Source organism: Streptomyces sp. NPDC005263 (genome assembly GCF_042872365.1).
Taxonomy (GTDB): domain Bacteria; phylum Actinomycetota; class Actinomycetes; order Streptomycetales; family Streptomycetaceae; genus Streptomyces.
Genome location: NZ_JBIAKJ010000002.1, coordinates 526531 through 546568 on the forward strand (window position 1 = coordinate 526531; position 20038 = coordinate 546568).

Annotated in this window: 20 protein-coding genes; 12 read left to right on the forward strand and 8 right to left on the reverse strand. The window is 70.5% G+C overall.

The window, feature by feature from the left end:
- Window positions 1-55 precede the first annotated feature (55 nt).
- The 9 genes from ACFYRY_RS09640 (at window position 56) to ACFYRY_RS09680 (ending at window position 8515) form a co-directional block, all read left to right on the forward strand.
- A complete protein-coding gene (locus tag ACFYRY_RS09640) occupies window positions 56-1177 on the forward strand; it encodes a carbohydrate kinase family protein (RefSeq protein ID WP_389141928.1) in 1122 nt (373 codons plus the stop codon).
- 152 nt (window positions 1178-1329) lie between these two features.
- A complete protein-coding gene (locus ACFYRY_RS09645; RefSeq protein WP_389141929.1) occupies window positions 1330-2388 on the forward strand; it encodes a PhoH family protein in 1059 nt (352 codons plus the stop codon).
- A gap of 12 nt (window positions 2389-2400) precedes the next feature.
- On the forward strand, window positions 2401-2898 hold the full coding sequence (gene ybeY / locus ACFYRY_RS09650) for an rRNA maturation RNase YbeY (RefSeq protein WP_389141930.1): 498 nt from the start codon (window positions 2401-2403) through the stop codon (window positions 2896-2898).
- Window positions 2895-4205 carry a hemolysin family protein gene (locus ACFYRY_RS09655; RefSeq protein WP_389141931.1) on the forward strand — a complete coding sequence of 437 codons (1311 nt, stop codon included), beginning with the start codon at window positions 2895-2897 and terminating at the stop codon, window positions 4203-4205. The genes ybeY and ACFYRY_RS09655 overlap by 4 nt, the downstream gene beginning before the upstream one ends.
- On the forward strand, window positions 4202-4561 hold the full coding sequence (locus ACFYRY_RS09660; protein WP_389141933.1) for an MmcQ/YjbR family DNA-binding protein: 360 nt from the start codon (window positions 4202-4204) through the stop codon (window positions 4559-4561). The genes ACFYRY_RS09655 and ACFYRY_RS09660 overlap by 4 nt, the downstream gene beginning before the upstream one ends.
- Window positions 4562-4606: 45 nt before the next feature.
- Window positions 4607-4957 carry a cytidine deaminase gene (locus ACFYRY_RS09665; protein ID WP_389141935.1) on the forward strand — a complete coding sequence of 117 codons (351 nt, stop codon included), beginning with the start codon at window positions 4607-4609 and terminating at the stop codon, window positions 4955-4957.
- A 265-nt stretch (window positions 4958-5222) separates the two neighbouring features.
- The gene (locus ACFYRY_RS09670) at window positions 5223-5699 is read left to right on the forward strand and encodes a hypothetical protein (protein WP_389141937.1); all 477 of its coding nucleotides are present in this window, start codon (window positions 5223-5225) and stop codon (window positions 5697-5699) included.
- A 205-nt stretch (window positions 5700-5904) separates the two neighbouring features.
- A complete protein-coding gene (locus ACFYRY_RS09675) occupies window positions 5905-7251 on the forward strand; it encodes a beta-xylosidase (protein ID WP_389141939.1) in 1347 nt (448 codons plus the stop codon).
- 250 nt (window positions 7252-7501) lie between these two features.
- Window positions 7502-8515: a WxL protein peptidoglycan domain-containing protein gene (locus ACFYRY_RS09680; RefSeq protein ID WP_389141941.1), complete on the forward strand. Its 1014-nt coding sequence runs from the start codon at window positions 7502-7504 to the stop codon at window positions 8513-8515.
- Here ACFYRY_RS09680 and ACFYRY_RS09685 read toward each other — a convergent pair.
- Both ACFYRY_RS09685 and ACFYRY_RS09690 read right to left on the reverse strand, forming a co-directional pair.
- Window positions 8409-8747, reverse strand: a complete 339-nt coding sequence (locus ACFYRY_RS09685; protein WP_389141943.1) for a P-II family nitrogen regulator — start codon at window positions 8745-8747, stop codon at window positions 8409-8411. The genes ACFYRY_RS09680 and ACFYRY_RS09685 overlap by 107 nt on opposite strands.
- Window positions 8744-10054, reverse strand: coding sequence for an ammonium transporter (locus ACFYRY_RS09690; protein ID WP_389143702.1), 1311 nt, complete (start codon window positions 10052-10054; stop codon window positions 8744-8746). The genes ACFYRY_RS09685 and ACFYRY_RS09690 overlap by 4 nt, the downstream gene beginning before the upstream one ends.
- A 177-nt stretch (window positions 10055-10231) precedes the next feature.
- Here ACFYRY_RS09690 and era point away from each other — a divergent pair, with 177 nt between their 5' ends.
- Window positions 10232-11200, forward strand: a complete 969-nt coding sequence (era, locus tag ACFYRY_RS09695; protein ID WP_356769683.1) for a GTPase Era — start codon at window positions 10232-10234, stop codon at window positions 11198-11200.
- On the opposite strand, the gene ACFYRY_RS09700 is transcribed toward era, so the two are convergent.
- The 4 genes from ACFYRY_RS09700 to ACFYRY_RS09715 all read right to left on the reverse strand — a co-directional run bounded on the left by ACFYRY_RS09700 (window position 11197) and on the right by ACFYRY_RS09715 (window position 15464).
- A complete protein-coding gene (locus ACFYRY_RS09700; RefSeq protein ID WP_389141946.1) occupies window positions 11197-12537 on the reverse strand; it encodes a S28 family serine protease in 1341 nt (446 codons plus the stop codon). The genes era and ACFYRY_RS09700 overlap by 4 nt on opposite strands.
- Before the next feature lie 188 nt (window positions 12538-12725).
- The gene (locus ACFYRY_RS09705) at window positions 12726-14060 is read right to left on the reverse strand and encodes a GH1 family beta-glucosidase (protein ID WP_389141948.1); all 1335 of its coding nucleotides are present in this window, start codon (window positions 14058-14060) and stop codon (window positions 12726-12728) included.
- Between the two features lie 46 nt (window positions 14061-14106).
- Window positions 14107-14373 carry a protealysin inhibitor emfourin gene (locus ACFYRY_RS09710; RefSeq protein ID WP_389141950.1) on the reverse strand — a complete coding sequence of 89 codons (267 nt, stop codon included), beginning with the start codon at window positions 14371-14373 and terminating at the stop codon, window positions 14107-14109.
- A gap of 20 nt (window positions 14374-14393) precedes the next feature.
- Window positions 14394-15464: a M4 family metallopeptidase gene (locus tag ACFYRY_RS09715; protein WP_389141952.1), complete on the reverse strand. Its 1071-nt coding sequence runs from the start codon at window positions 15462-15464 to the stop codon at window positions 14394-14396.
- 334 nt (window positions 15465-15798) lie between these two features.
- On the opposite strand from ACFYRY_RS09715, the gene leuA reads away from it, so the two are divergent.
- Both leuA and ACFYRY_RS09725 read left to right on the forward strand, forming a co-directional pair.
- The gene (leuA, locus tag ACFYRY_RS09720; protein ID WP_389141954.1) at window positions 15799-17520 is read left to right on the forward strand and encodes a 2-isopropylmalate synthase; all 1722 of its coding nucleotides are present in this window, start codon (window positions 15799-15801) and stop codon (window positions 17518-17520) included.
- A gap of 184 nt (window positions 17521-17704) precedes the next feature.
- Window positions 17705-18400 carry a TerB family tellurite resistance protein gene (locus tag ACFYRY_RS09725; protein WP_389141956.1) on the forward strand — a complete coding sequence of 232 codons (696 nt, stop codon included), beginning with the start codon at window positions 17705-17707 and terminating at the stop codon, window positions 18398-18400.
- Window positions 18401-18493: 93 nt separating this feature from the next.
- On the opposite strand, the gene ACFYRY_RS09730 is transcribed toward ACFYRY_RS09725, so the two are convergent.
- Window positions 18494-19453 (reverse strand): hypothetical protein, encoded by a 960-nt coding sequence (locus ACFYRY_RS09730; protein WP_389141958.1) that lies wholly within the window; start codon window positions 19451-19453, stop codon window positions 18494-18496.
- A complete protein-coding gene (locus ACFYRY_RS09735; RefSeq protein WP_389141960.1) occupies window positions 19450-20010 on the reverse strand; it encodes a SigE family RNA polymerase sigma factor in 561 nt (186 codons plus the stop codon). The genes ACFYRY_RS09730 and ACFYRY_RS09735 overlap by 4 nt, the downstream gene beginning before the upstream one ends.
- Window positions 20011-20038 lie beyond the last annotated feature (28 nt).

Below are 20038 nucleotides of genomic sequence, written 5' to 3' on the forward strand. Positions count from 1 at the left end.
TTGTCGGTGGCGTGGTGCAGACTGGCCTGATCCGTACCTCGTCAGGGAGCGCACCGTGATCGCGTCCACCGCGTCCATCGGAGAGGACCACCGCGACCAGCCCAGGGTCGACCCGCTGGCCGCCCTGCGCAGGCCGGACGACCCGCCCTGGGACGTCTACCTCACCGGCCCGGTGTTCCTCGACATCATCTTCACCGGGCTCGACTCCGCCCCGGTGCGCGGGACGGAGTCCTGGGCCCGCGGCATGGGGTCGAGCCCCGGCGGCGTGGCGAACATGGCGACCGCGCTGGCCAGGCTCGGCCTGCGCACCTCGCTGGCGGCCGCGTTCGGCGACGACCACTACGGCGAGTACTGCTGGGACACCCTGGAGCAGGGCGAGGGCATCGACCTCACCCCCTCCCGCACGGCCCCCGGCTGGCACTCCCCGGTCACCGTCTCCATGGCGTACGAGGGCGAGCGCACCATGGTCTCCCACGGCCACGAGCCGCCCCCTGAGGAGCCCGCGCCGGACTGCCCGCCCCGCGCGCGTGCCGCCATCGCCTCCCTCACGCCCGGCACCCGCGCTCCCTGGATCGCGCAGGCCGCGGGCAAGGGCACCCGGATCTTCGCCGACGTCGGCTGGGACGACACCGGGGCCTGGGATCTGGCGGGGCTCGCCGACCTCGAACACTGCGAGGCGTTCCTGCCGAACGCGCAGGAGGCGATGCGGTACACCGGCACCGACTGCCCCCGGGCCGCGGCGCACGCGCTCACCGCTCACGTACCGCTCGCCGTGGTCACCCTCGGTGCGGACGGCGCGTACGCGGTGGACCGGCGGACGGGGGAGACGGCGGAGGTCCCGGCCATCGAGGTGGAGGCACTCGATCCGACCGGTGCGGGGGACGTCTTCGTGGCGGGCTTCGTCACCGGCACGCTGGCGGGGTGGCCGCTCGCCGACCGGCTGGCGTTCGGCGGTCTCACGGCCGCGTTGTCCGTGCAGGAGTTCGGGGGCTCGTTGTCGGCCCCGGGCTGGTCCGAGATCGGCGCGTGGTGGCGGAAGGTGCAGTCGGTGCAAGGGCAGGAGCCGACGGCGCTGCGGCGCTACGGGTTCCTGGCCGGGCTGGTGCCACAGCAGGCCGGGCGGCCGTGGCCGTTGCGGCGGGCGGTGCCGACGATCGGGTTCGGCCGCTCGACGTGAGCGTCCTCGCCGCCGTCGCCCCCAGGCTCCCGGCGGGGACGGTGAAAAGCCCTACGGCGTTGTCAGTGCACCGTCGTACCCTTGGTATCGCGAGGCCGCTCTCAGCTACGCGGCCGTGACGAGGAGGAACCGCAGGCCTACAGCGCCGGCCCATGACTCAGACACCCACAGCTCACACACCCGCGCAGGGGCAGGCCAAAGCGCAGTTCACCGTCCCCGCCCAGCACCCCATGGTGACCGTGCTGGGTTCCGGCGACTCCTTGCTGCGCGTGATCGAGAAGGCCTTCCCGGCCGCCGACATCCACGTCCGGGGCAACGAGATCAGCGCGGTCGGCGCGGCCGCCGAAGTCGCGCTCATCCAGCGCCTGTTCGACGAGATGATGCTGGTGCTCCGCACCGGACAGCCGATGACGGAGGACGCAGTGGAACGCTCGATCGCCATGCTCAGAGCCAGTGAGAACGGCGAGAGCGAGGGCCAGGAGACACCGGCCGAGGTGCTCACGCAGAACATCCTCTCCTCGCGTGGCCGCACGATCCGCCCCAAGACCCTCAACCAGAAACGGTACGTCGACGCGATCGACAAGCACACGATCGTCTTCGGCATCGGCCCCGCCGGCACCGGCAAGACCTACCTCGCCATGGCCAAGGCGGTGCAGGCCCTGCAGTCCAAGCAGGTCAACCGCATCATCCTGACCCGCCCCGCGGTGGAGGCGGGGGAGCGGCTCGGATTCCTCCCGGGCACGCTCTACGAGAAGATCGACCCGTATCTGCGCCCGCTGTACGACGCGCTGCACGACATGCTCGACCCGGACTCGATCCCGCGGCTGATGGCGGCGGGGACGATCGAGGTCGCGCCGCTGGCGTACATGCGTGGTCGCACCCTCAACGACGCCTTCATCATCCTGGACGAGGCCCAGAACACCAGCCCCGAACAGATGAAGATGTTCCTCACCCGGCTCGGCTTCGACTCGAAGATCGTGATCACGGGTGACGTGACCCAGGTGGACCTGCCCAGCGGTACGAAGTCCGGTCTGCGTCAGGTTCAGGACATCCTCGAAGGCCTCGACGACGTGCACTTCTCGCGGCTCACCTCCCACGACGTCGTACGGCACAAGCTGGTCGGCCGTATCGTCGACGCGTACGAGAAGTACGACAGCCAGAACGGTACGGAGAACGGCACCCACAAGGGCGCCCGTGACAAGCGGAAGTAGACCAGCGCGACCATGTCGATCGACGTCAACAACGAGTCCGGAACCGAGGTCGACGAGCAGGCGATCCTCGACATCGCCCGCTACTCGCTCGCCCGGATGCGCATCCACCCGCTCTCCGAACTCTCGGTGATCGTCGTGGACGCGGACGCCATGGAGCAGTTGCACATCCAGTGGATGGACCTGCCGGGGCCCACCGACGTCATGTCCTTCCCGATGGACGAACTGCGTCCGCCGTCGAAGGACGACGACGAACCCCCGCAGGGCCTCCTCGGCGACATCGTGCTGTGCCCCGAGGTCGCCAAGAGGCAGGGCGAGGAAGCCGAGACGCAGCACTCCATGGACGAGGAGCTGCAACTGCTCACCGTCCACGGAGTGCTGCACCTGCTGGGCTACGACCACGAGGAGCCCGACGAGAAGGCCGAGATGTTCGGCCTGCAGGCGGCCATCGTGGACGGCTGGCGCGCGGAGAAGGGCCTGACCGGTCCGTCCCCCGCCCCGACCGTCTCATGAGCCCCGCCCTCGTCTCCGGCGCCATCGCCCTGGTCGTCGTCGCCTGGCTCGCCGCCTGCGCGGAGGCGGGCCTGGCCCGCGTCTCCAGCTTCCGGGCGGAGGAGGCCGTACGGACCGGCCGACGCGGCAGCGCGAAGCTCGCCCAGATCGCCGCCGACCCGACCCGCTACCTCAACGTGGCGCTGCTGGTGCGGGTCGCCTGCGAGATGGCGGCCGCCGCGCTCGTCACCTACGCCTGTCTGCGGCAGTTCGACGGCACCACCGAGGCGCTCCTGGTCGCGATCGGGGTGATGGTCCTCGTGTCGTACGTCGCCGTCGGCGTCTCCCCGCGCACCATCGGCCGCCAGCACCCGCTGAACACGGCGACGGCGGCGGCGTACATCCTGCTGCCGCTGGCGAGGATCATGGGCCCCGTCCCGTCCCTCCTCATCCTCATCGGCAACGCGCTCACTCCCGGCAAGGGCTTCCGGCGCGGCCCCTTCGCCTCCGAGGCGGAGCTGCGCGCGCTGGTCGACCTCGCGGAGAAGGAGTCGCTGATCGAGGACGAGGAGCGCCGCATGGTGCACTCGGTCTTCGAGCTGGGCGACACGCTCGTACGGGAGGTCATGGTCCCGAGGACCGACCTCGTCGTCATCGAGCGCTACAAGACGATCCGTCAGGCGCTGACCCTGGCGCTCAGGTCGGGCTTCTCGCGCATCCCGGTCACCGGCGAGAACGAGGACGACATCGTCGGGATCGTGTACCTGAAGGACCTGGCCCGCAAGACGCACATCAACCGGGACGCGGAGAGCGAGCTGGTGTCGACGGCGATGCGTCCGGCGGCTTTCGTCCCCGACACCAAGAACGCCGGTGACCTGCTGCGCGAGATGCAGCAGGACCGCAACCACGTGGCCGTGGTCATCGACGAGTACGGCGGCACCGCCGGCATCGTCACCATCGAGGACATCCTCGAGGAGATCGTCGGGGAGATCACCGACGAGTACGACCGCGAACTCCCGCCCGTCGAGGACCTCGGCGACGACCGCCACCGGGTCACCGCCCGCCTAGACATCACCGACCTCGGCGAGCTGTACGGGCTTGAGGAGTACGACGACGAGGACGTGGAGACCGTCGGCGGCCTGCTCGCGAAGGCCCTGGGCCGCGTGCCCATCGCCGGGGCCTCGTCGGTCGTGGAACTGCCCGACGGGCGTGAGCTGCGGCTGACGGCGGAGGCGGCGGCCGGACGCCGGAACAAGATCGTGACGGTGCTGGTGGAGCCGGTGAGCCCGGCGGAGAAGCCGGATGACGAGGAGACGAAACCGGAGTGACGCCCCAGGAGCTGCGCGCGTTCTGCCTGTCCTTCAACGAGGCCGTGGAGGAGTTCCCGTTCCGGCCGGAGATCTCCGTCTTCAAGGTGCTGGGCAAACTCTTCGCCCTGACCACGCTGGACGCCCGCCCCCTCACGGTCAACCTCAAGTGCGACCCGGAGGACGCGATCCGGCTGCGCGGCGAACACCCCGGACTGATCGTCCCCGGCTACCACATGAACAAGCGGCACTGGAACACGGTGACGGCGGACGGCGACCTGCCGGACGGGCTGGTCCGGGAGCTCGTCGAGGACTCCTACGACCTGGTGGTGGCGGGGTTGCCGCGGGCGCAGCGGCTTCGGCTGGACCGTCCATGAGACCTGGTCCGACGACGGCCCGGCCGCTCTTCGTATGCTCAGTTCATGACTGACAGCGCGCTTGACCCCGAAGACCGCAAGATCGTCACCCTGGCCCGTTCGGCGCGGGCCCGCAACGGTGTGCCCGAGGGGGCGGCCGTGCGGGACGAGACGGGACGTACGTATGTGGCCGGGACCGTGGCCCTGGACTCGCTGAAGCTCAGCGCGCTGCAGACGGCCGTGGCGATGGCGGTGGCGTCCGGGGCGAAGTCGTTGGAGGCGGCGGCGGTGGTCACGGAGGCGGAGACGGCCTCCGCGGCGGACCTCGCGGCGGTGCGGGACCTGGGCGGCGTCGGCACGCCGGTTCTGGTGGCGGGACCCGACGGTGCCGTGCGGCTGACGGCGTCGGCGGGCTGAGGGGTCCTCGCGCTATGAGCCGCGATGACATCGCGGCTCAACGCCCCCCCGTCCCGCGCGGCTGTTCATGCTGCTGCCTGTATCGCCGGCCGGTGCCCCGCGAGTAGGCCGGAAATCGGCCTTGCAAGCCCTTGCCAACCGCGCATCAATGAACGTATCCCCTGACGGCCCGTCAGATTCGAGCCGCCGCAGCTGACCGCACCCACTGCCAAAGCCGACGGCCGTCAACGCGCACTCCCAGAGAACACGAAGGGAGCTCATCCCCATGAGAGGCAAGCGCACAACCACGGGTGCGGCAGTACTGGTCGGGGCCCTCGCGGTCACCGGCCTGGCGTTCGCGCCCACCGCGGCCGCCGTCACCCCGACGACGGCGACGATCAACGCCAGTTGCGGACTGTTCGGCGGCGGGGCGGCCACCCTGACCGCGACGCAGAACGGCACCGCGGCCACCATCACCCTCTCGTCCACCGCCATCAAGACCCCGCTCGCACTGGCGGCGGACTCCATCACCTCCAAGCTCACCATGGTGAGGGCGAGCGGCGGCACCGTCGTCTTCAGCGGGAAGAAGAACCCGGCCATGGCCGCCCAGGACCCGGTCACCGTCGGGCCGCTCAGTGGCACCGTGGCCTCCGGCGACAGTCTGGAGTTCTACGGCGGCTCGCTGCAGATGACCATCTTCGGTATCTCCGTCACCTGTACGGCGAGCGCGAAGCAGTCGCCGGGCCCGTTCGTGTTCGACTGAGGGTCCGGCCGAGGTCCGGCCGGGCTCCCGGACGGCCGGACGGCCGAGCGCTCTCCTGAGTGATCTGTTCCGGATGCCGCAGAGAACTGATGGTTCGTCAGTTCTCTGCGGCATCTGCATTGACTTCTCGCGCGGCCTCCAGGTCAATGGCCCCCTGTCGGCGCAGAAGAGACGCTGCGCCCGCATCCCTCAGGAGGGGGCACGCATGGGTCCGACACTCCGAAGACCACGCCGGCGCCGTTGGGCGTCGCTGCTCGCGGTGACCGCGGTCGCGGTCACCGCGGGCGGGGCGTTGGCCTGCCCGGCAGGTGCGGCGGGTACGAACGTGGACTTCGCCACGCACTGCATACCACCCGCGATCGCGGGCATCCCGCCGATCGACGGCACCACCACCGGAAATGTCTCGGTGGACACCACCACCCCCAAGGTCGGCGACACGGTCACCGTCACGTACACCGTGGTCACCGCGGCCGCCAGCAACCCCACCGAGCTCGCCCTGCCGGCCGACATCATGACCCCGACCGGCAAGGTCACCCTCGGTGGCGCGCAGACCGGGGACGTGACGGTCGCGGGGCCGAAGAAGAACGAACCGGTGCCCGGCAAGGGCGCCTTCCCGTCGTTCTCCATGACCGGCACCTTCAAGGTCACCCAGCCCGGTGCGATCACGCTCTCGCCGGGCGACTACAACATCCACACCAGCTACATCATGGAGCTGGACACCCCGTGCACGGTGATCACTCCGCCCGCGCCGGTCTCCGAGACCGTCACCGCGACGGACTCGACCCCCGTCAACCAGCGTGCCATCACGCTGGGTTCGGCCTCCGGGAACGCGGGTGACAGCGTCACCGTCAACGGCACCGGCTTCACGCCCGGCGCGACCGTCACCCTGGCCGGACGCTCCGGGGACAAGCAGACCAAGGACACCGCGACCGTGACCGCGGACGCCAAGGGCACCTTCAGCGGACCGCTCGTCGTCAACGACAAGACGACGACCGGGATCGTGGCGTACGAGGGCGCCTCCTGGGACGAGAAGAAGGGCGCAGGTCCCGCGGCCTACGCCGTGGGCGGCACCACACCACCCACGCCCGACGGCAGCCAGAAACTGACGACCACGGTGAAGGCGGGGACACTGTCCATGACCCAGGCCGGCAACGCCGTCGCGCTGTCGGCGGTCGACTTCGGCAAGGGCGGGGCGTCCACCGGTTCCCTCAACAAGGTGACCGTCCGCGACTTCCGCGGCGGACCCGCGGGCTGGTCCCTGACCGGCAAGGTCACCGACTTCACCAACGCCAAGTTCACCGGTCCCAGCGCCAAGATCGACGCCGGGAAGCTGAGCTGGACCCCGGCCTGCGAGACCAAGGCCGGCAGCCCCAGCACCTGCAAGGCGGGCTCGGCCGGCACGGTGGGCAGCTCGGGAGCGACCCTGGCGTCGGCCCCGGACGGCACGCTCACCGGCGGTGAGTTCTCCGTGGATGCCGGACTCTCCCTGGACGTCCCGGCGTTCACCCCCGCGGGCTCCTACTCCGCTGTCCTCACGCTCACGCTCACCTAGGGCCTGTCGTTTGGATCAAGCCGCAGACGCGGGGTCTGGCACGCCCATCTGCCGCGTTGTCGTCGGTTGCCGATGCTCCGCATCGACGCCCTCCTCCGCCTTGCAGCTGCACGCGCCAGACCCCGCTCACCGGCATCGACCAGCACCGTCAGTTTCCTGCGGCCTGATCCAAACGACAGGCCCCGAGTCCGACGGCACGGGCGCCCGCACCCGCCCGTCGCCTCCGTCCACGACCGCGGGGGCCGCACCCATGCGCAAGTTCTCCGTCCTCCTCCTGGGCCTGCTGCTCCTGGCCATGACAGCCGGGCCCGCCCACAGCGCCGACAACGGCAGCTGGTCGGTCTTCCCAGCCTCCTCACAGATCGCCGAGCGCCCGTACTTCTACCTCTCCGCCGACCCCGGTACGAGCCTGCGGGACAAGGTCGTCGTCGCCAACAAGACCGGCCGCCCGCTGACCTTCCGCCTCTACGCCGCCGATGCCTACAACACCGCCCGCGACGGCGGTTTCGCCGTACGGACGCGGCAGGAGAAGCAGCGCGGGGTGGGCGCGTGGGCGAAGCCCGCCCGCACCCGGGTCACCGTCCCCGCGCACGGCAAGGTCACCGTGCCGTTCACCCTGAACGTGCCGGAGGGCGCCGAACCCGGCGACCACCCGGGCGCGTTGGTCGCACTCGACGAGCGGGTCGACAACGGCGACGGCTCCCTCGCGCTCGGCGTGCAACGGGCCGTCGGCTCCCGGATCTATCTGCGGGTCGGCGGGCCCACGCTCCCCGCGATCGCCGTCGAGGACGTCCGGGTCACCCACGACCAGCCGCTCGTTCCCGGTCTCGGCGACAGCACCGCCACGGTCTCCTACACCCTCCACAACACCGGCAACGTCACCCTCGACCCCAAGGTGGAGCTGCGCGCGCGGGGCCTGTTCGGGCGCACGCTGCTCACCCGCGACCTGGACCGGATCCCCGCCGAGCTGCTGCCCGGTCAGCGCGTACGGCTCAGCGAACCCTGGCGCGGCGCGCCCCAGCTCGACTGGGGCGACGTGACGCTCACAGCGAGCGCGCAGCACACCCGCGAGTCGGCGAACGCGTCCTTCTTCGCGCTGCCGTGGCTGGTGGCGGCGGTACTGGCCGTGGCCTCGGTGGTGGGAGCCGTCCTGCTGGTCAGAGCGCGTCGGGACCGCGCTCGCCCGTCCGTACCCGGACGACCGTCTCCACCGGCACCGCCCACACCTTCCCGTCCCCGATCTTCCCCGTCTGCGCGGCCTTGACGATCGCGTCGATGACGGCATCCGAGTCGGCGTCCCCGACGACGACCTCGATCCGGACCTTGGGGACCAGGTCGACCTGGTACTCGGCGCCCCGGTAGACCTCGGTGTGGCCGCGCTGACGGCCGTAGCCACTGGCCTCGGTCACGGTCAGACCGTGCACGCCGAGCTCCTGGAGGGCGGTCTTGACCTCGTCGAGACGGTACGGCTTGACGATCGCGGTGATGAGCTTCATGCCTGGGGCTTGACCTTCTGCGCGGAGGGAAGGACGGACGCGGTGACCGGGGCTCCGTGGCCCAGGACGCCGTGATCGTATGCGCTCTCGGCGTGCACCGTAAGGTCCAGACCGGTGTACTCCTGCTCCTCGCTCGCGCGCAGGCCCACCGTCTTGTCGATCAGCTTGCCGATGCCGTACGTCACGACGAAGGCGTACGTCCCCACGGCGAGCACGGCCACCAGCTGCTTGCCGAGCTGCGCCAGGCCCCCGCCGTAGAGGAGCCCCTCGGGCCCGCCGGTCATCGACTCGATGGCGAAGACCCCGATGAGGAGGGTGCCGATGACCCCGCCGACCAGGTGGACGCCGACGACGTCCAGGGAGTCGTCGTAGTTCAGCCTGAACTTCCAGCCCACCGCGTACGAGCAGACCGTGCCCGCGGCGAGACCGACGACCAGGGCGCCGAGCAGGGAGACGGAACCGCAGGACGGGGTGATCGCGACCAGGCCCGCGACCGCGCCGGAGGCGGAGCCCAGGGTGGTCGGGTGGCCGTCGCGCTTCTGCTCCACGAAGAGCCAGCCGAGCAAGCCCGTACAACCGGCCGCGAGGGTGTTCAGGAACGCGGCCGCGGCCAGGCCGTTCGCGCCGAGGGCCGAACCGGCGTTGAAGCCGAACCAGCCGAACCAGAGCAGACCCGCGCCCAGCATCACCATGGGCAGGTTGTGCGGGCGCATCGCGTCCTTCTTGAAACCCAGTCGCGGGCCGAGGACCAGGCACAACGCGAGGCCGGAGGCACCGGAGACGATCTCCACGGGCAAACCGCCCGCGAAGTCCAGGGCGCCGAGCCGGTCGAGGATCCAGCCGCCCGGGCCCCAGACCCAGTGGGCGACCGGAACGTATACGAGCAACGCCCAGACGGGCACGAACAGCAGCCACGCGCCGAACTTCGCGCGGTCCGCGATCGCGCCGCTCACCAGGGCGGCCGTGATGATCGCGAAGGTGAGCTGGAAGGTCGCGAAGAGGAGGGTGGGGACGGTGCCGTGGACGCTGTCGGGGCCGAGGCCGGACATCCCGGCGTGCTCCAGACCGCCGATGAGCCCGCCGCCGATGTCGTCCCCGAACGTGAGGGAGTATCCGGCGGCCAGCCACACCACCGTGACCAGGGCGATCGACACGAAGCTCATCATCAGCATGTTGAGGACGCTCTTGGTGCGGACCATGCCGCCGTAGAACAGGGCCAGGCCCGGGGTCATCAGCAGGACGAGGGCGGTGGCGGCGAGCAGCCAGGCGGTGTCGCCGGTGTCGATGCGCTCTGCGGCCAGGGGCACGGCGAGGATCACGGTCGTCTCCAACGGTGTGGGGGCTCGTCAGAGAGTCACCGGCCCGCGTTTCGGGTTGTGCACGGGTGTGTTTCCGGCGCGTTTCGTTGCGTGGGGGTTTCGGGAAGCTCACGGGGAGGGCTGGGGGCGGACGCTTGTGCGGCGGGGCTCATTGGATCAGGGAGAATGGGCGCCATGAGCGTTCGCAGTCAGTCATCCGAGCCGTCGGCGTCGTCGGCCGCACCCCACCGCGCCGGCTTCGCCTGCTTCGTGGGCCGCCCCAACGCGGGCAAGTCCACCCTCACGAACGCTCTGGTCGGGCAGAAGGTGGCGATCACCGCGAACCAGCCGCAGACGACGCGGCACACGGTACGGGGGATCGTGCACCGGCCCGACGCCCAGCTGATCCTGGTGGACACCCCCGGGCTGCACAAGCCGCGCACGCTGCTCGGTGAGCGACTGAACGACGTCGTACGGACCACCTGGGCCGAGGTCGACGTGATCGGTTTCTGTCTGCCGGCGAACGAGAAACTCGGTCCCGGTGACCGCTTCATCGCGAAGGAACTGGCGGGGATCAAGAAGTCCCCGAAGGTCGCGATCATCACGAAGACGGACCTCGTCGACTCCAAGACGCTGGCCGAGCAGCTGATCGCGGTCGACCAGCTCGGCAAGGAGCTGGGCATCGAGTGGGCCGAGATCGTCCCGGTGTCGGCGACCGCGAACAAGCAGGTCGACCTGCTGGCGGACCTGCTGATCCCGATGCTGCCCGAGGGCCCGGCGCTCTACCCCGAGGGCGACCTCACCGACGAGCCCGAGCAGGTCATGATCGCGGAGCTGATCCGTGAGGCCGCGCTGGAGGGTGTGCGCGACGAGCTTCCGCACTCCATCGCCGTCGTCGTGGAGGAGATGCTCCCCCGGGAGGACCGTCCCGCCGACAAGCCCCTCCTCGACATCCACGCCTTCGTCTACATCGAGCGGCCCAGCCAGAAGGGCATCATCATCGGCCCCAAGGGCAAGCGGCTGAAGGACGTCGGCATCAAGTCACGCAAGCAGATCGAGGCGCTGCTGGGGACGCCGGTCTTCCTCGACCTCCACGTGAAGGTCGCGAAGGACTGGCAACGGGACCCACGACAGCTGCGCAAGCTCGGCTTCTAGGACAGGTCCCGGCGTTCACCCGCCCAGCGCAGGAGCGTTGCCGTTGCCTCCGCTCGGTCTTTGGGGGTGAGGGCCGCGATGGTGGTGTGGTGGTCGGTGCCGGGAGCCAGGTAGCGGCGGGAGTCGGTGCCGCGGCCCGGGCGGAAGGGCTCGGCCACTGCGGGGTCCTGGGCGCCGTCGACGAAGAGGAGGCGGCTGCCCTCCCGGCGGACCCAGCGGTCGATGTCGGGCATCGCGCCGCGGTCGAAGCGCAGCGGGATGTCACGGGGCACGAAGTTGCGCGGCTCGATGGCGTCCGCATAGCGCAACAGGCCCTTCAGGTGACCGGTGGGGACGGCAAGGTACCCCAGCTGTGTGCCCAGTTGGTAGAAGTACGGAATGTAGTCCCGTGCGACCTGGTCGGCGTAGACCGGGAGTACCGCGGTGGAGTCCAGCCAGGCGTAGAGCTCGTCGGTCGACGCGTCCGGGGCGGGCACCGAGGCGCAGTCCGCGGACCCGTGGTTCTGCCAGAACATCAGCGGAGCGCGCAGCACCGCCGTCTCGAAGGCCTTGTCGGCGCCGCCCACGATCCGGAACGTGTCGCCCGTGGACGCCGCCCAGGCCTCGTAGCGGGCGACCATCTCGTCCCGGCGCAGGAGTGCCTGCCGCTGCGCCGCCGCCAGGGCCTCGCGGCATGAGGCCGTGCCGACGGTCTCCAGGAACCGGAGATAGGCGGAGTCGTCACGGTCGTCGACGTTGTTCGGGGCCGAGTACGCGACGGTGCCGTCCACGTCGTCCGGGTGGAACCGGCGGTGGTAGACGGAGGTCATCCCTCCCTTGCTGCCGCCCGTCGAGATCCACACCCCGCGATACAGCTGCCTGAACAGCCGCACGACACGGTGGTGGTCGTCGGCGGCCTGCCGGACGGTCAGCCGCGACCAGTCCTCGGTCGCCGGCCGGGAGGTGCCGAAGAAGCGGTGCTCGACTCCGATCTGGTTGCCGTCGAGCAGCACGGTCGGCTCGGCCCGGCGCGGTGACAGCGGCAGGTCGTAGCCCGTCGTGAACAGCACCGTGGGCCGGTCCGCCGACCTGTGGAGCAGGGTCAGGCGCTGCTCGAAGGTGCCTGCCGACGGATGTGCGTGATCGACCGGCTGGCGCAGGCCAAGGACGAAGAAGCGGTACCCCGGGTCCGCAGCCGGCCGCTCCTCGATCACCCGCAGGCCGGGGAGCGAGTGCAGGGCGTCGAGTATGTCGCCCTGACGGGACCCCGCCCCGTCGGTCGTCCCCGCCGCGAGTGCTGTCGTCGGCGCCGCGGGCGCGGCTCCCGTCAGGGCGAGAACCCCGGCCACCACAGCCACCGCTGCCGTCCATGGACGTCTGTTTCCCGTTCGCATCGCGACCCCTTTTCACCGTCTCTCACCGACCGCCTCAGTACAGCCGCCCGACGGCCGGAGGAGATCCCCCGCGGGCGGGGGACGCGTCCCCCGCAGGGGGGAGAAAGGGGCGAGGAGGAGTCCGGACGGTCGGGACGGACCGGGACCCCGGTTCAGTCGGCGTGCTGCGCCCGCAGCAGCTCCTTGAACCACCCGTACGACGACTTGGGGGTCCGTGCGAGCGTCTCGAAGTCCACGTGGACCAGTCCGAACCGCCGTGCGAACCCCTCCGCCCACTCGAAGTTGTCCAGCAGGGACCACACGAAGTAGCCGCGGACATCCACACCCGCCCGCGACGCCTCGTGCAGCGCACGGATGTGGCCGTCGAGGTAGGTGATCCGGGCCTGGTCGTCCACGCCCTCGTACGAGCAGCCGTTCTCGGTGATGACGACCGGGGGGAGCCGGTCGCCGTAGCGCTCGTGGAAAGCGGTGAGCAGCTCGGTCAGGCCCGAAGGGACCACCGGCCAGCCGAAGTCCGTGACCGGGACGCCCTCGATCTCCCGCACCGAGAAGGGGAGTTCGGCGGGGATCGTCAGCCCGCCGAACTCGATGTCCGCGCCCTGCGGGGCACCCACCCGAGTCGGCGCGTAGTAGTTGACGCCGTACCAGTCGAGAGGCTCCCCGATGATCTTGAGGTCGGCTGCCACGTCGCCCGGCATCAACTCGCCGAGGCCCTCCGGGTATTCGCCGAGCAGGACCGGGTCCGCGAACAGGCGGTTGAGCAGGAGGTCGTAGAAGCCCGCCGCGTCGAGGTCGGGCTGCTCCGGTGAGGCCGGCCACGTCGGCCCGTGCGAGTTGGCGATCCCGATGTCCGTGGCGCCGGCCGCGCGCAGCGCCCGTACGGCCAGGCCGTGGGCCAGCAACTGGTGGTGGGCGGCCGGCAGCGCGTCGAACATCAGGCGCTTGCCCGGCGCGTGCGCGCCCAGCGCGTGGCCGAACAGCGTGTGCTCGGCAGGCTCGTTGATCGTGATCCACTTCCGCACGCGGTCACCGAGCCGGTCGGCGACGACCGACACGTACTCGGCGAAACGCGACGCCGTGTCCCGTTCCAGCCAGCCGCCCGCCTCCTGGAGCGCCAGCGGCAGGTCCCAGTGGAAGAGGGTCGGGACCGGGCGGACGTCCGCCGCGCACAGCTCGTCGACCAGGCGGTCGTAGAAGTCCAGGCCGCCCTCGGCGCGCACCCGCGGCCAGGAGACGGAGAAGCGGTACGCGTCCACGCCCAGGGCGGCCAGCAGGGCCACGTCCTCGCCGTGGCGGTGGTAGTGGTCGCAGGCCACCGCCGCGGTTGAGCCGTCCTTCACCCGGCCCGGCTCGGCCGAGAAGGCGTCCCAGACGGACGGCTCGCGCCGGTCCGCCGCTCCCTCGATCTGGTGGGCCGAGGTCGAGACGCCCCACAGGAAGCCGTCCGGGAACTGGGGTATCGGGTTCGTCGCCATGCGCCGGATCATCGGTACTGGCGGGTAGGGAAGTCAACGGGCAGGCGCGACAAACGAGTTACGCGCCTTCTTTGAGTACTCGGGAGATCAGCTTGCGCTGCTCGTCGGTGAGCCGGGGATCGGCCGCGTACACCGTCCTGGCGTCCACGGTGATCTGGTAGCGGAAGCCGTCCGGCACCCCGATCGGAGGCGTGCCCCGCCCCTCGGCGAGTGCCTTCTCGGCGAGGGTGTGCCATTCGTGGGCATCGGGCCGCCCCGAGGTGTCCACCTCGGCGTGCCGCTCGATGCCCGCGAACCCGCCCGTGCGCCGTACCTGAATACGCATGGTTCCTGTCTAGTACGGAGTCAGAGAATGCGCACCCCGACCTGCTCCCAGGCCTTCTCCACCGCCTGGAATTCATCGCCGCCGTCACCGAAGCGCTCCCGGGCGGCCTTGACGGTCAGCTTGGCGAAGTCGCCGAAGAACGCCCGCTCCGTGAGCTCGCCGCCGGTCAGGGCGTCGTACCAGATCTGTCCCGCCTTCTCCCAGGCGTAGCCGCCGAGCGCGGTGGCGGCCAGGTAGAACGCGTGGTTGGGGATGCCGGAGTTGATGTGGACGCCTCCGTTGTCGCGGCCGGTGCGGACGTAGTCGTCCATGGTCCCGGGCTGCGGGTCCTTGCCGAGGACGTCGTCGTCGTAGGCGCTGCCCGGTTCCTTCATGGAGCGCAGGGCCTTTCCGGTGACGCTCGGGGCGAGCAGGCCCGAGCCGATCAGCCAGTCGGCCTCGGCGGCGGTCTGGCCGAGGGCGTACTGCTTGATGAGCGAGCCGAAGACGTCGGACATCGACTCGTTGAGGGCGCCCGGCTGCCCGAAGTACGTGAGGTTCGCCGTGTACTGGGTGACGCCGTGCGTCAGCTCGTGGCCGATGACGTCGATCGGGATGGTGAAGTCGAGGAAGATCTCGCCGTCACCGTCGCCGAACACCATCTGCTCGCCGTTCCAGAAGGCGTTGTTGTAGTTCTCGTCGTAGTGGACGGTCGCGTTCAGGGGCAGGCCGTCGCCGTCGATCGAGTGACGCCCGTAGGCCTTGAGGTAGAGGTCGAAGGTGGCGCCGAGGCCGGAGTAGGCCCGGTTGACCGTGGCGTCCTGGCCCGGCTCCGAGCCCTCCGCGCGCACTTCGGCGCCGGGCAGGTCGGTCTTGTGCCCGGCGTCGTAGAGGGTGCGCAGCGGCTGGTCCGCCGGTGCCTTCGTGGTCGGCGTGGCGGCCAGGCCGAACTCGGCGCTCACCCGGCGGCGGCCGCGTTCCTGGGCGTCCCGGACCAGGGTCCGCCGGGCGGGGCCGGACAGGGCCGGGTCCTCGCTGCGGGCGAGCTTGTCGAGGAGGTGGGGTGGGACGATGGTGCAGAAGACGGGCTCGAAGCCCCCGTTGGTGGTCATGTCGGGCACCCTTGCACTGGGTCACGCCACTGTCACTACCCGCAACCATGATTGGTGAAATGTACGGACAGTGGAGTTCACGGGGAGTGGCGAAGTGGTATAGCGCACTTTTTGCCCCATAGGCCCCTTCTTGTGGGGGCGATCCCGCATACTGATACGGGCCCGCCGCGCCCGGGGTGTCTCGGCTAGCATGCTTCGCATCATGCGTTTCGGGCTGCTTCTCCTTAGCTGCCGCGGCGAGGGCCTGTAACCGAGGCCGACCCCCTCCCCGCGGAGTTTTGGCGTTGCGCCGTCGGCCGTCCTTCAGGACCCGCCTTCGAGGAGCCCCCGCATCATGGCGAACCGCCAGCAGCCCACCTCCATGCCGATCCACAAGTACGGCCAGTACGACCAGGTCGACATTCCCGACCGCACCTGGCCCAACAACCGGATCACCGTCGCCCCCCGCTGGCTCTCCACCGACCTGCGTGACGGCAACCAGGCCCTGATCGACCCGATGTCGCCCGAGCGCAAGCGCCGGATGTTCGACCAGCTGGTCACGATGGGCTACAAGGAGATCGAGGTCGGCTTCCCGGCCTCCGGTCAGACCGACTTCGACTTCGTACGCTCCATCGTCGAGGAGCCCGGAGCCATCCCCGACGACGTCACCATCTCCGTACTGACCCAGGCCCGCGAGGACCTGATCGAGCGGACCGTGGAGTCCCTGAAGGGCGCCAAGCGCGCCACGGTCCACCTGTACAACGCCACCGCCCCCGTCTTCCGCCGGGTCGTCTTCCGCGGCTCGAAGGACGAGATCAAGCAGATCGCCGTCGACGGCACGCGGCTGGTCATGGAGTACGCGGAGAAACTGCTGGGCGCGGAGACCGAGTTCGGCTACCAGTACAGCCCGGAGATCTTCACCGACACCGAGCTGGACTTCGCGCTGGAGGTCTGCGAGGCGGTCATGGACGTCTGGCAGCCCGGCCCGGGCCGCGAGATCATCCTCAACCTGCCCGCCACCGTGGAGCGCTCGACGCCGTCCACGCACGCGGACCGCTTCGAGTGGATGAGCCGCAACCTCTCCCGCCGCGAGCACGTCTGCGTCTCGGTCCACCCGCACAACGACCGGGGGACCGCCGTCGCCGCCGCCGAGCTGGCGCTGATGGCCGGCGCCGACCGGGTCGAGGGCTGCCTGTTCGGGCAGGGCGAGCGCACCGGCAACGTCGACCTGGTCACCCTGGGCATGAACCTGTTCTCGCAGGGCGTCGACCCGCAGATCGACTTCTCCGACATCGACGAGATCCGTCGTACGTGGGAGTACTGCAACCAGATGGAGGTCCATCCGCGCCACCCGTACGTGGGCGACCTGGTCTACACGTCCTTCTCCGGCTCCCACCAGGACGCCATCAAGAAGGGCTTCGACGCCATGGAGGCCGACGCGGCCGCGAAGGGCGTCACCGTCGACGACATCGAGTGGGCCGTGCCGTACCTGCCGATCGACCCGAAGGACGTCGGCCGTTCCTACGAGGCCGTCATCCGGGTCAACTCGCAGTCCGGCAAGGGCGGTATCGCCTACGTCCTGAAGAACGACCACAAGCTGGACCTGCCGCGCCGGATGCAGATCGAGTTCTCCAAGCTCATCCAGGCGAAGACGGACGCCGAGGGCGGCGAGGTCACCGGCAGCGCCATCTGGGCGACCTTCCAGGACGAGTACCTGCCCAACCCCGAGAACCCGTGGGGCCGCATCCAGGTCACCAACGGGCAGTCGACGACGGACAAGGACGGCGTGGACACCCTCACCGTCGAGGCCGTGGTGGACGGCGCCGAGACCACGCTGGTCGGCACCGGCAACGGTCCGATCTCCGCGTTCTTCCACGCGCTGCAGGGCATCGGGATCGACGCCCGCCTGCTGGACTACCAGGAGCACACGATGAGCGAGGGCGCCTCCGCGCAGGCCGCCTCGTACATCGAATGCGCGATCGACGGCAAGGTCATCTGGGGAATCGGCATCGATGCGAACACGACACGTGCGTCGCTGAAGGCGGTCGTCTCCGCCGTCAACCGCGCGGCGCGCTGATCAGCCTCACCAGCGGTTTAGGGCCCCGTTCGCCTGTTGTACGGCGGGCGGGGCCCCGTCGTATACCGGCCAATCCCTGTGGAGGTCACGGAAAGGTCTCCTCCGGGGTACTGACTCCACCTCACGGATGTGGCTAACATCACGCAAGCGCGGCGATGTTGCCGCGGGGTTACGGAGGTGCGACGTGCTGCCAGGACGGGGACGAACCGGCTCTGCCGCCAGGCCTGCGCGCCTCCTGGGCACCCGTACCGCGTGGACGACCGTCGGCGACGGTGAATTCTTCTGCCCCGGCTGCGGCGGCGACCGCAACTACCAGCGGCTGACCGGGCGCCGCCGTTTCACCCTCCTCGGTATGCCGCTCGTCCCGCGCGGCGAGACCGGCCCGGTCGTCGAGTGCGCCGCCTGCCGCGACCACTTCGGCACCGAGGTCCTCGACCATCCGACCACCACCCGCTTCTCCGCGATGCTCCGCGACGCCGTCCACACCGTCGCCCTCGCGGTACTCGCCGCGGGCGGCACCTGCTCCCGCACGTCCCTGGAGACGGCCGCCGCGACGGTCCGGGCAGCCGGCTTCGACGACTGCACCGAGGACCAGTTGGAGGCCCTGGTCGAGGCCCTCGCCGCCGACACCGGCCGGTTCTACGACCGCCCCTGCGGAACGGGCCTCGCCATAGAACTCCACGAGGCCCTCGACCCCCTGGCGCCGCACCTCGCCCCGGCCGGCCGTGAATCGATCCTGGTCCAGGGCGCTCGTATCGCGCTCGCCGACGGCCCCTACACCCCCGCCGAACGCGACGCCCTCACCACCGTGGGAACCGCGCTGACCATCTGCGCGGACGACGTGACCCGACTGCTGGCGGCGGCCCGAACGCCGTCGTAGACGGTCGCGGGGAGCGTGTGACGGGTCGACGGTGCCCGGCCCGACCGGCTTCGGGGGCGCCGACCCCTGTGCGGCGCCCCCGGAGCTTCGGCCTTACGGGAGGGTCTTCTCGTACGACGTGTCCTTGTCGGAGTCGTAGACCAGCGTGCCGGCGGCGTCGTAGCCCTTGATGCGGGGTGCGAGGGTGACCTGCTGGTTCAGGGTGCCGGAGGCGACGAACCAGCCGTGGTCGAGGGCGGCGTCGCTGGTGACACCGCCGTAGGAGACGGTCACCTTGGCCACGGACGGCTCGACGGTGCCGATCACACCCCAGCGGAACGGCAGCTTCCAGGCGCCCTTGTCGATGAACGACTGCTGGTACAGCTTGCCGCCGTTGATGTCGGCCAGCACGGGCGGGGAGTCCGGCAGCCGGTCATCGCCGCTGGTGTTGATCCCCGCGTCCTCGTCGGGCTTGATGTCGCAGATCAGCCGGATCGGCGTCGGCTTGTCCCGCACGGCGACGACGAACATGCCGTCGCCGGGCGCGTTGGAGTCGCCGGTGCTGTTCATCGCCAGGATGATCCGGTAACGGTCGGCCTCGCCCAGGTCCGGGTCATCCGTCCGGCCGGAGGCGTACTTGCGGTCGTCGGCCAGACACTTCTCCAGCCCCTTCGAGGCCCGCGCCAGCGTGATCCCGTCGAGCAGCTGCCCCGGCGTGGCGGGCCCCGCGGGCCCGGTCGCGGTCGGCGAGGGCGACGGCGTCGGTGTCGCGGCGCGGGTGGCACTCGCCGGCGGCTTCGAAGCCGCCGTCCGGGAGTCCCCGCCCGGTGCGCCCAGCGCGTACGCGCCCACCGGCACCGCGGCCAACGTCACCAGCACCGCCCCGGCCGCCGCCACCCGGCGCCGCCGTTCGACCACCCCCCGGCGGCGGATCGCGGGGTACGGGGCCGGCGACGGCCGGATCGTGTAGGCGTCCTCGGCGAGCAGCTCACGCACCTGTTCCTCGAAGTCCCCGCCGGGGTCCGCGTCGGCGCCCCCCTCGCCGTCCTGTCCGCGCCACTGGTCGTCGTTCACCTGGTACCTCCCTGCCGGGACGGCGTCTCTTCCTTGCCGGTGCGGCCGCGGCCGGGGCCGTCCATGACCTGCGCGAGCCCCGGATACGTACGCAACTTCGCCAGTCCCTTGGACGCCTGGCTCTTCACCGTGCCGGTGGAGCAGCCGAGGACCTCGGCGACCTCCGCCCCCGACATGTCCTCCCAGTACCGCAGGACGATCACCGCCCGCTGCTGGGGCGGCAGCCCGGCCAGCGCGCCGAGCAGAGCGCTGCGCTCGTCGGCGTACGAGATCGCGTCGCTCGCCGCCACCTCCGGCGGCGCCGCCGTCAGTGCCTCCGCGACCCGCCGTTTGCGGAACCGGTCGCTGTTGCAGTTGACGAGCACCCGCCGGACGTACGCGTCCGGATTGTCACTGCGCGACACGCGCCGCCAGGAGCGGTACACCTTCGCCAGCGCCGTCTGCGTCAGATCCTCCGCGTGGTGCGCGTCGCCGGTCAGCAGATAGGCGGTCCGTACCAGACGGGACCACCGCGCTCTGACGAATTCCTGGAACCGTTCCTCTTGTTCGGCCTGCATCAAGCACCCTCCCCTCGCCCTCCAGACC

Coding starts and splice junctions, on each gene's coding strand:
- ACFYRY_RS09645 (WP_389141929.1), top strand. CDS start 1,330: ATGACTCAGACACCCACAGCTCACACACCCGCGCAGGGGCAGGCCAAA.
- ybeY (WP_389141930.1), top strand. CDS start 2,401: ATGTCGATCGACGTCAACAACGAGTCCGGAACCGAGGTCGACGAGCAG.
- ACFYRY_RS09655 (WP_389141931.1), top strand. CDS start 2,895: ATGAGCCCCGCCCTCGTCTCCGGCGCCATCGCCCTGGTCGTCGTCGCC.
- ACFYRY_RS09665 (WP_389141935.1), top strand. CDS start 4,607: ATGACTGACAGCGCGCTTGACCCCGAAGACCGCAAGATCGTCACCCTG.
- ACFYRY_RS09670 (WP_389141937.1), top strand. CDS start 5,223: ATGAGAGGCAAGCGCACAACCACGGGTGCGGCAGTACTGGTCGGGGCC.
- ACFYRY_RS09675 (WP_389141939.1), top strand. CDS start 5,905: ATGGGTCCGACACTCCGAAGACCACGCCGGCGCCGTTGGGCGTCGCTG.
- ACFYRY_RS09680 (WP_389141941.1), top strand. CDS start 7,502: ATGCGCAAGTTCTCCGTCCTCCTCCTGGGCCTGCTGCTCCTGGCCATG.
- ACFYRY_RS09685 (WP_389141943.1), bottom strand. CDS start 8,747: ATGAAGCTCATCACCGCGATCGTCAAGCCGTACCGTCTCGACGAGGTC.
- era (WP_356769683.1), top strand. CDS start 10,232: ATGGGCGCCATGAGCGTTCGCAGTCAGTCATCCGAGCCGTCGGCGTCG.
- ACFYRY_RS09705 (WP_389141948.1), bottom strand. CDS start 14,060: ATGATCCGGCGCATGGCGACGAACCCGATACCCCAGTTCCCGGACGGC.
- ACFYRY_RS09710 (WP_389141950.1), bottom strand. CDS start 14,373: ATGCGTATTCAGGTACGGCGCACGGGCGGGTTCGCGGGCATCGAGCGG.
- ACFYRY_RS09715 (WP_389141952.1), bottom strand. CDS start 15,464: ATGACCACCAACGGGGGCTTCGAGCCCGTCTTCTGCACCATCGTCCCA.
- leuA (WP_389141954.1), top strand. CDS start 15,799: ATGGCGAACCGCCAGCAGCCCACCTCCATGCCGATCCACAAGTACGGC.
- ACFYRY_RS09735 (WP_389141960.1), bottom strand. CDS start 20,010: ATGCAGGCCGAACAAGAGGAACGGTTCCAGGAATTCGTCAGAGCGCGG.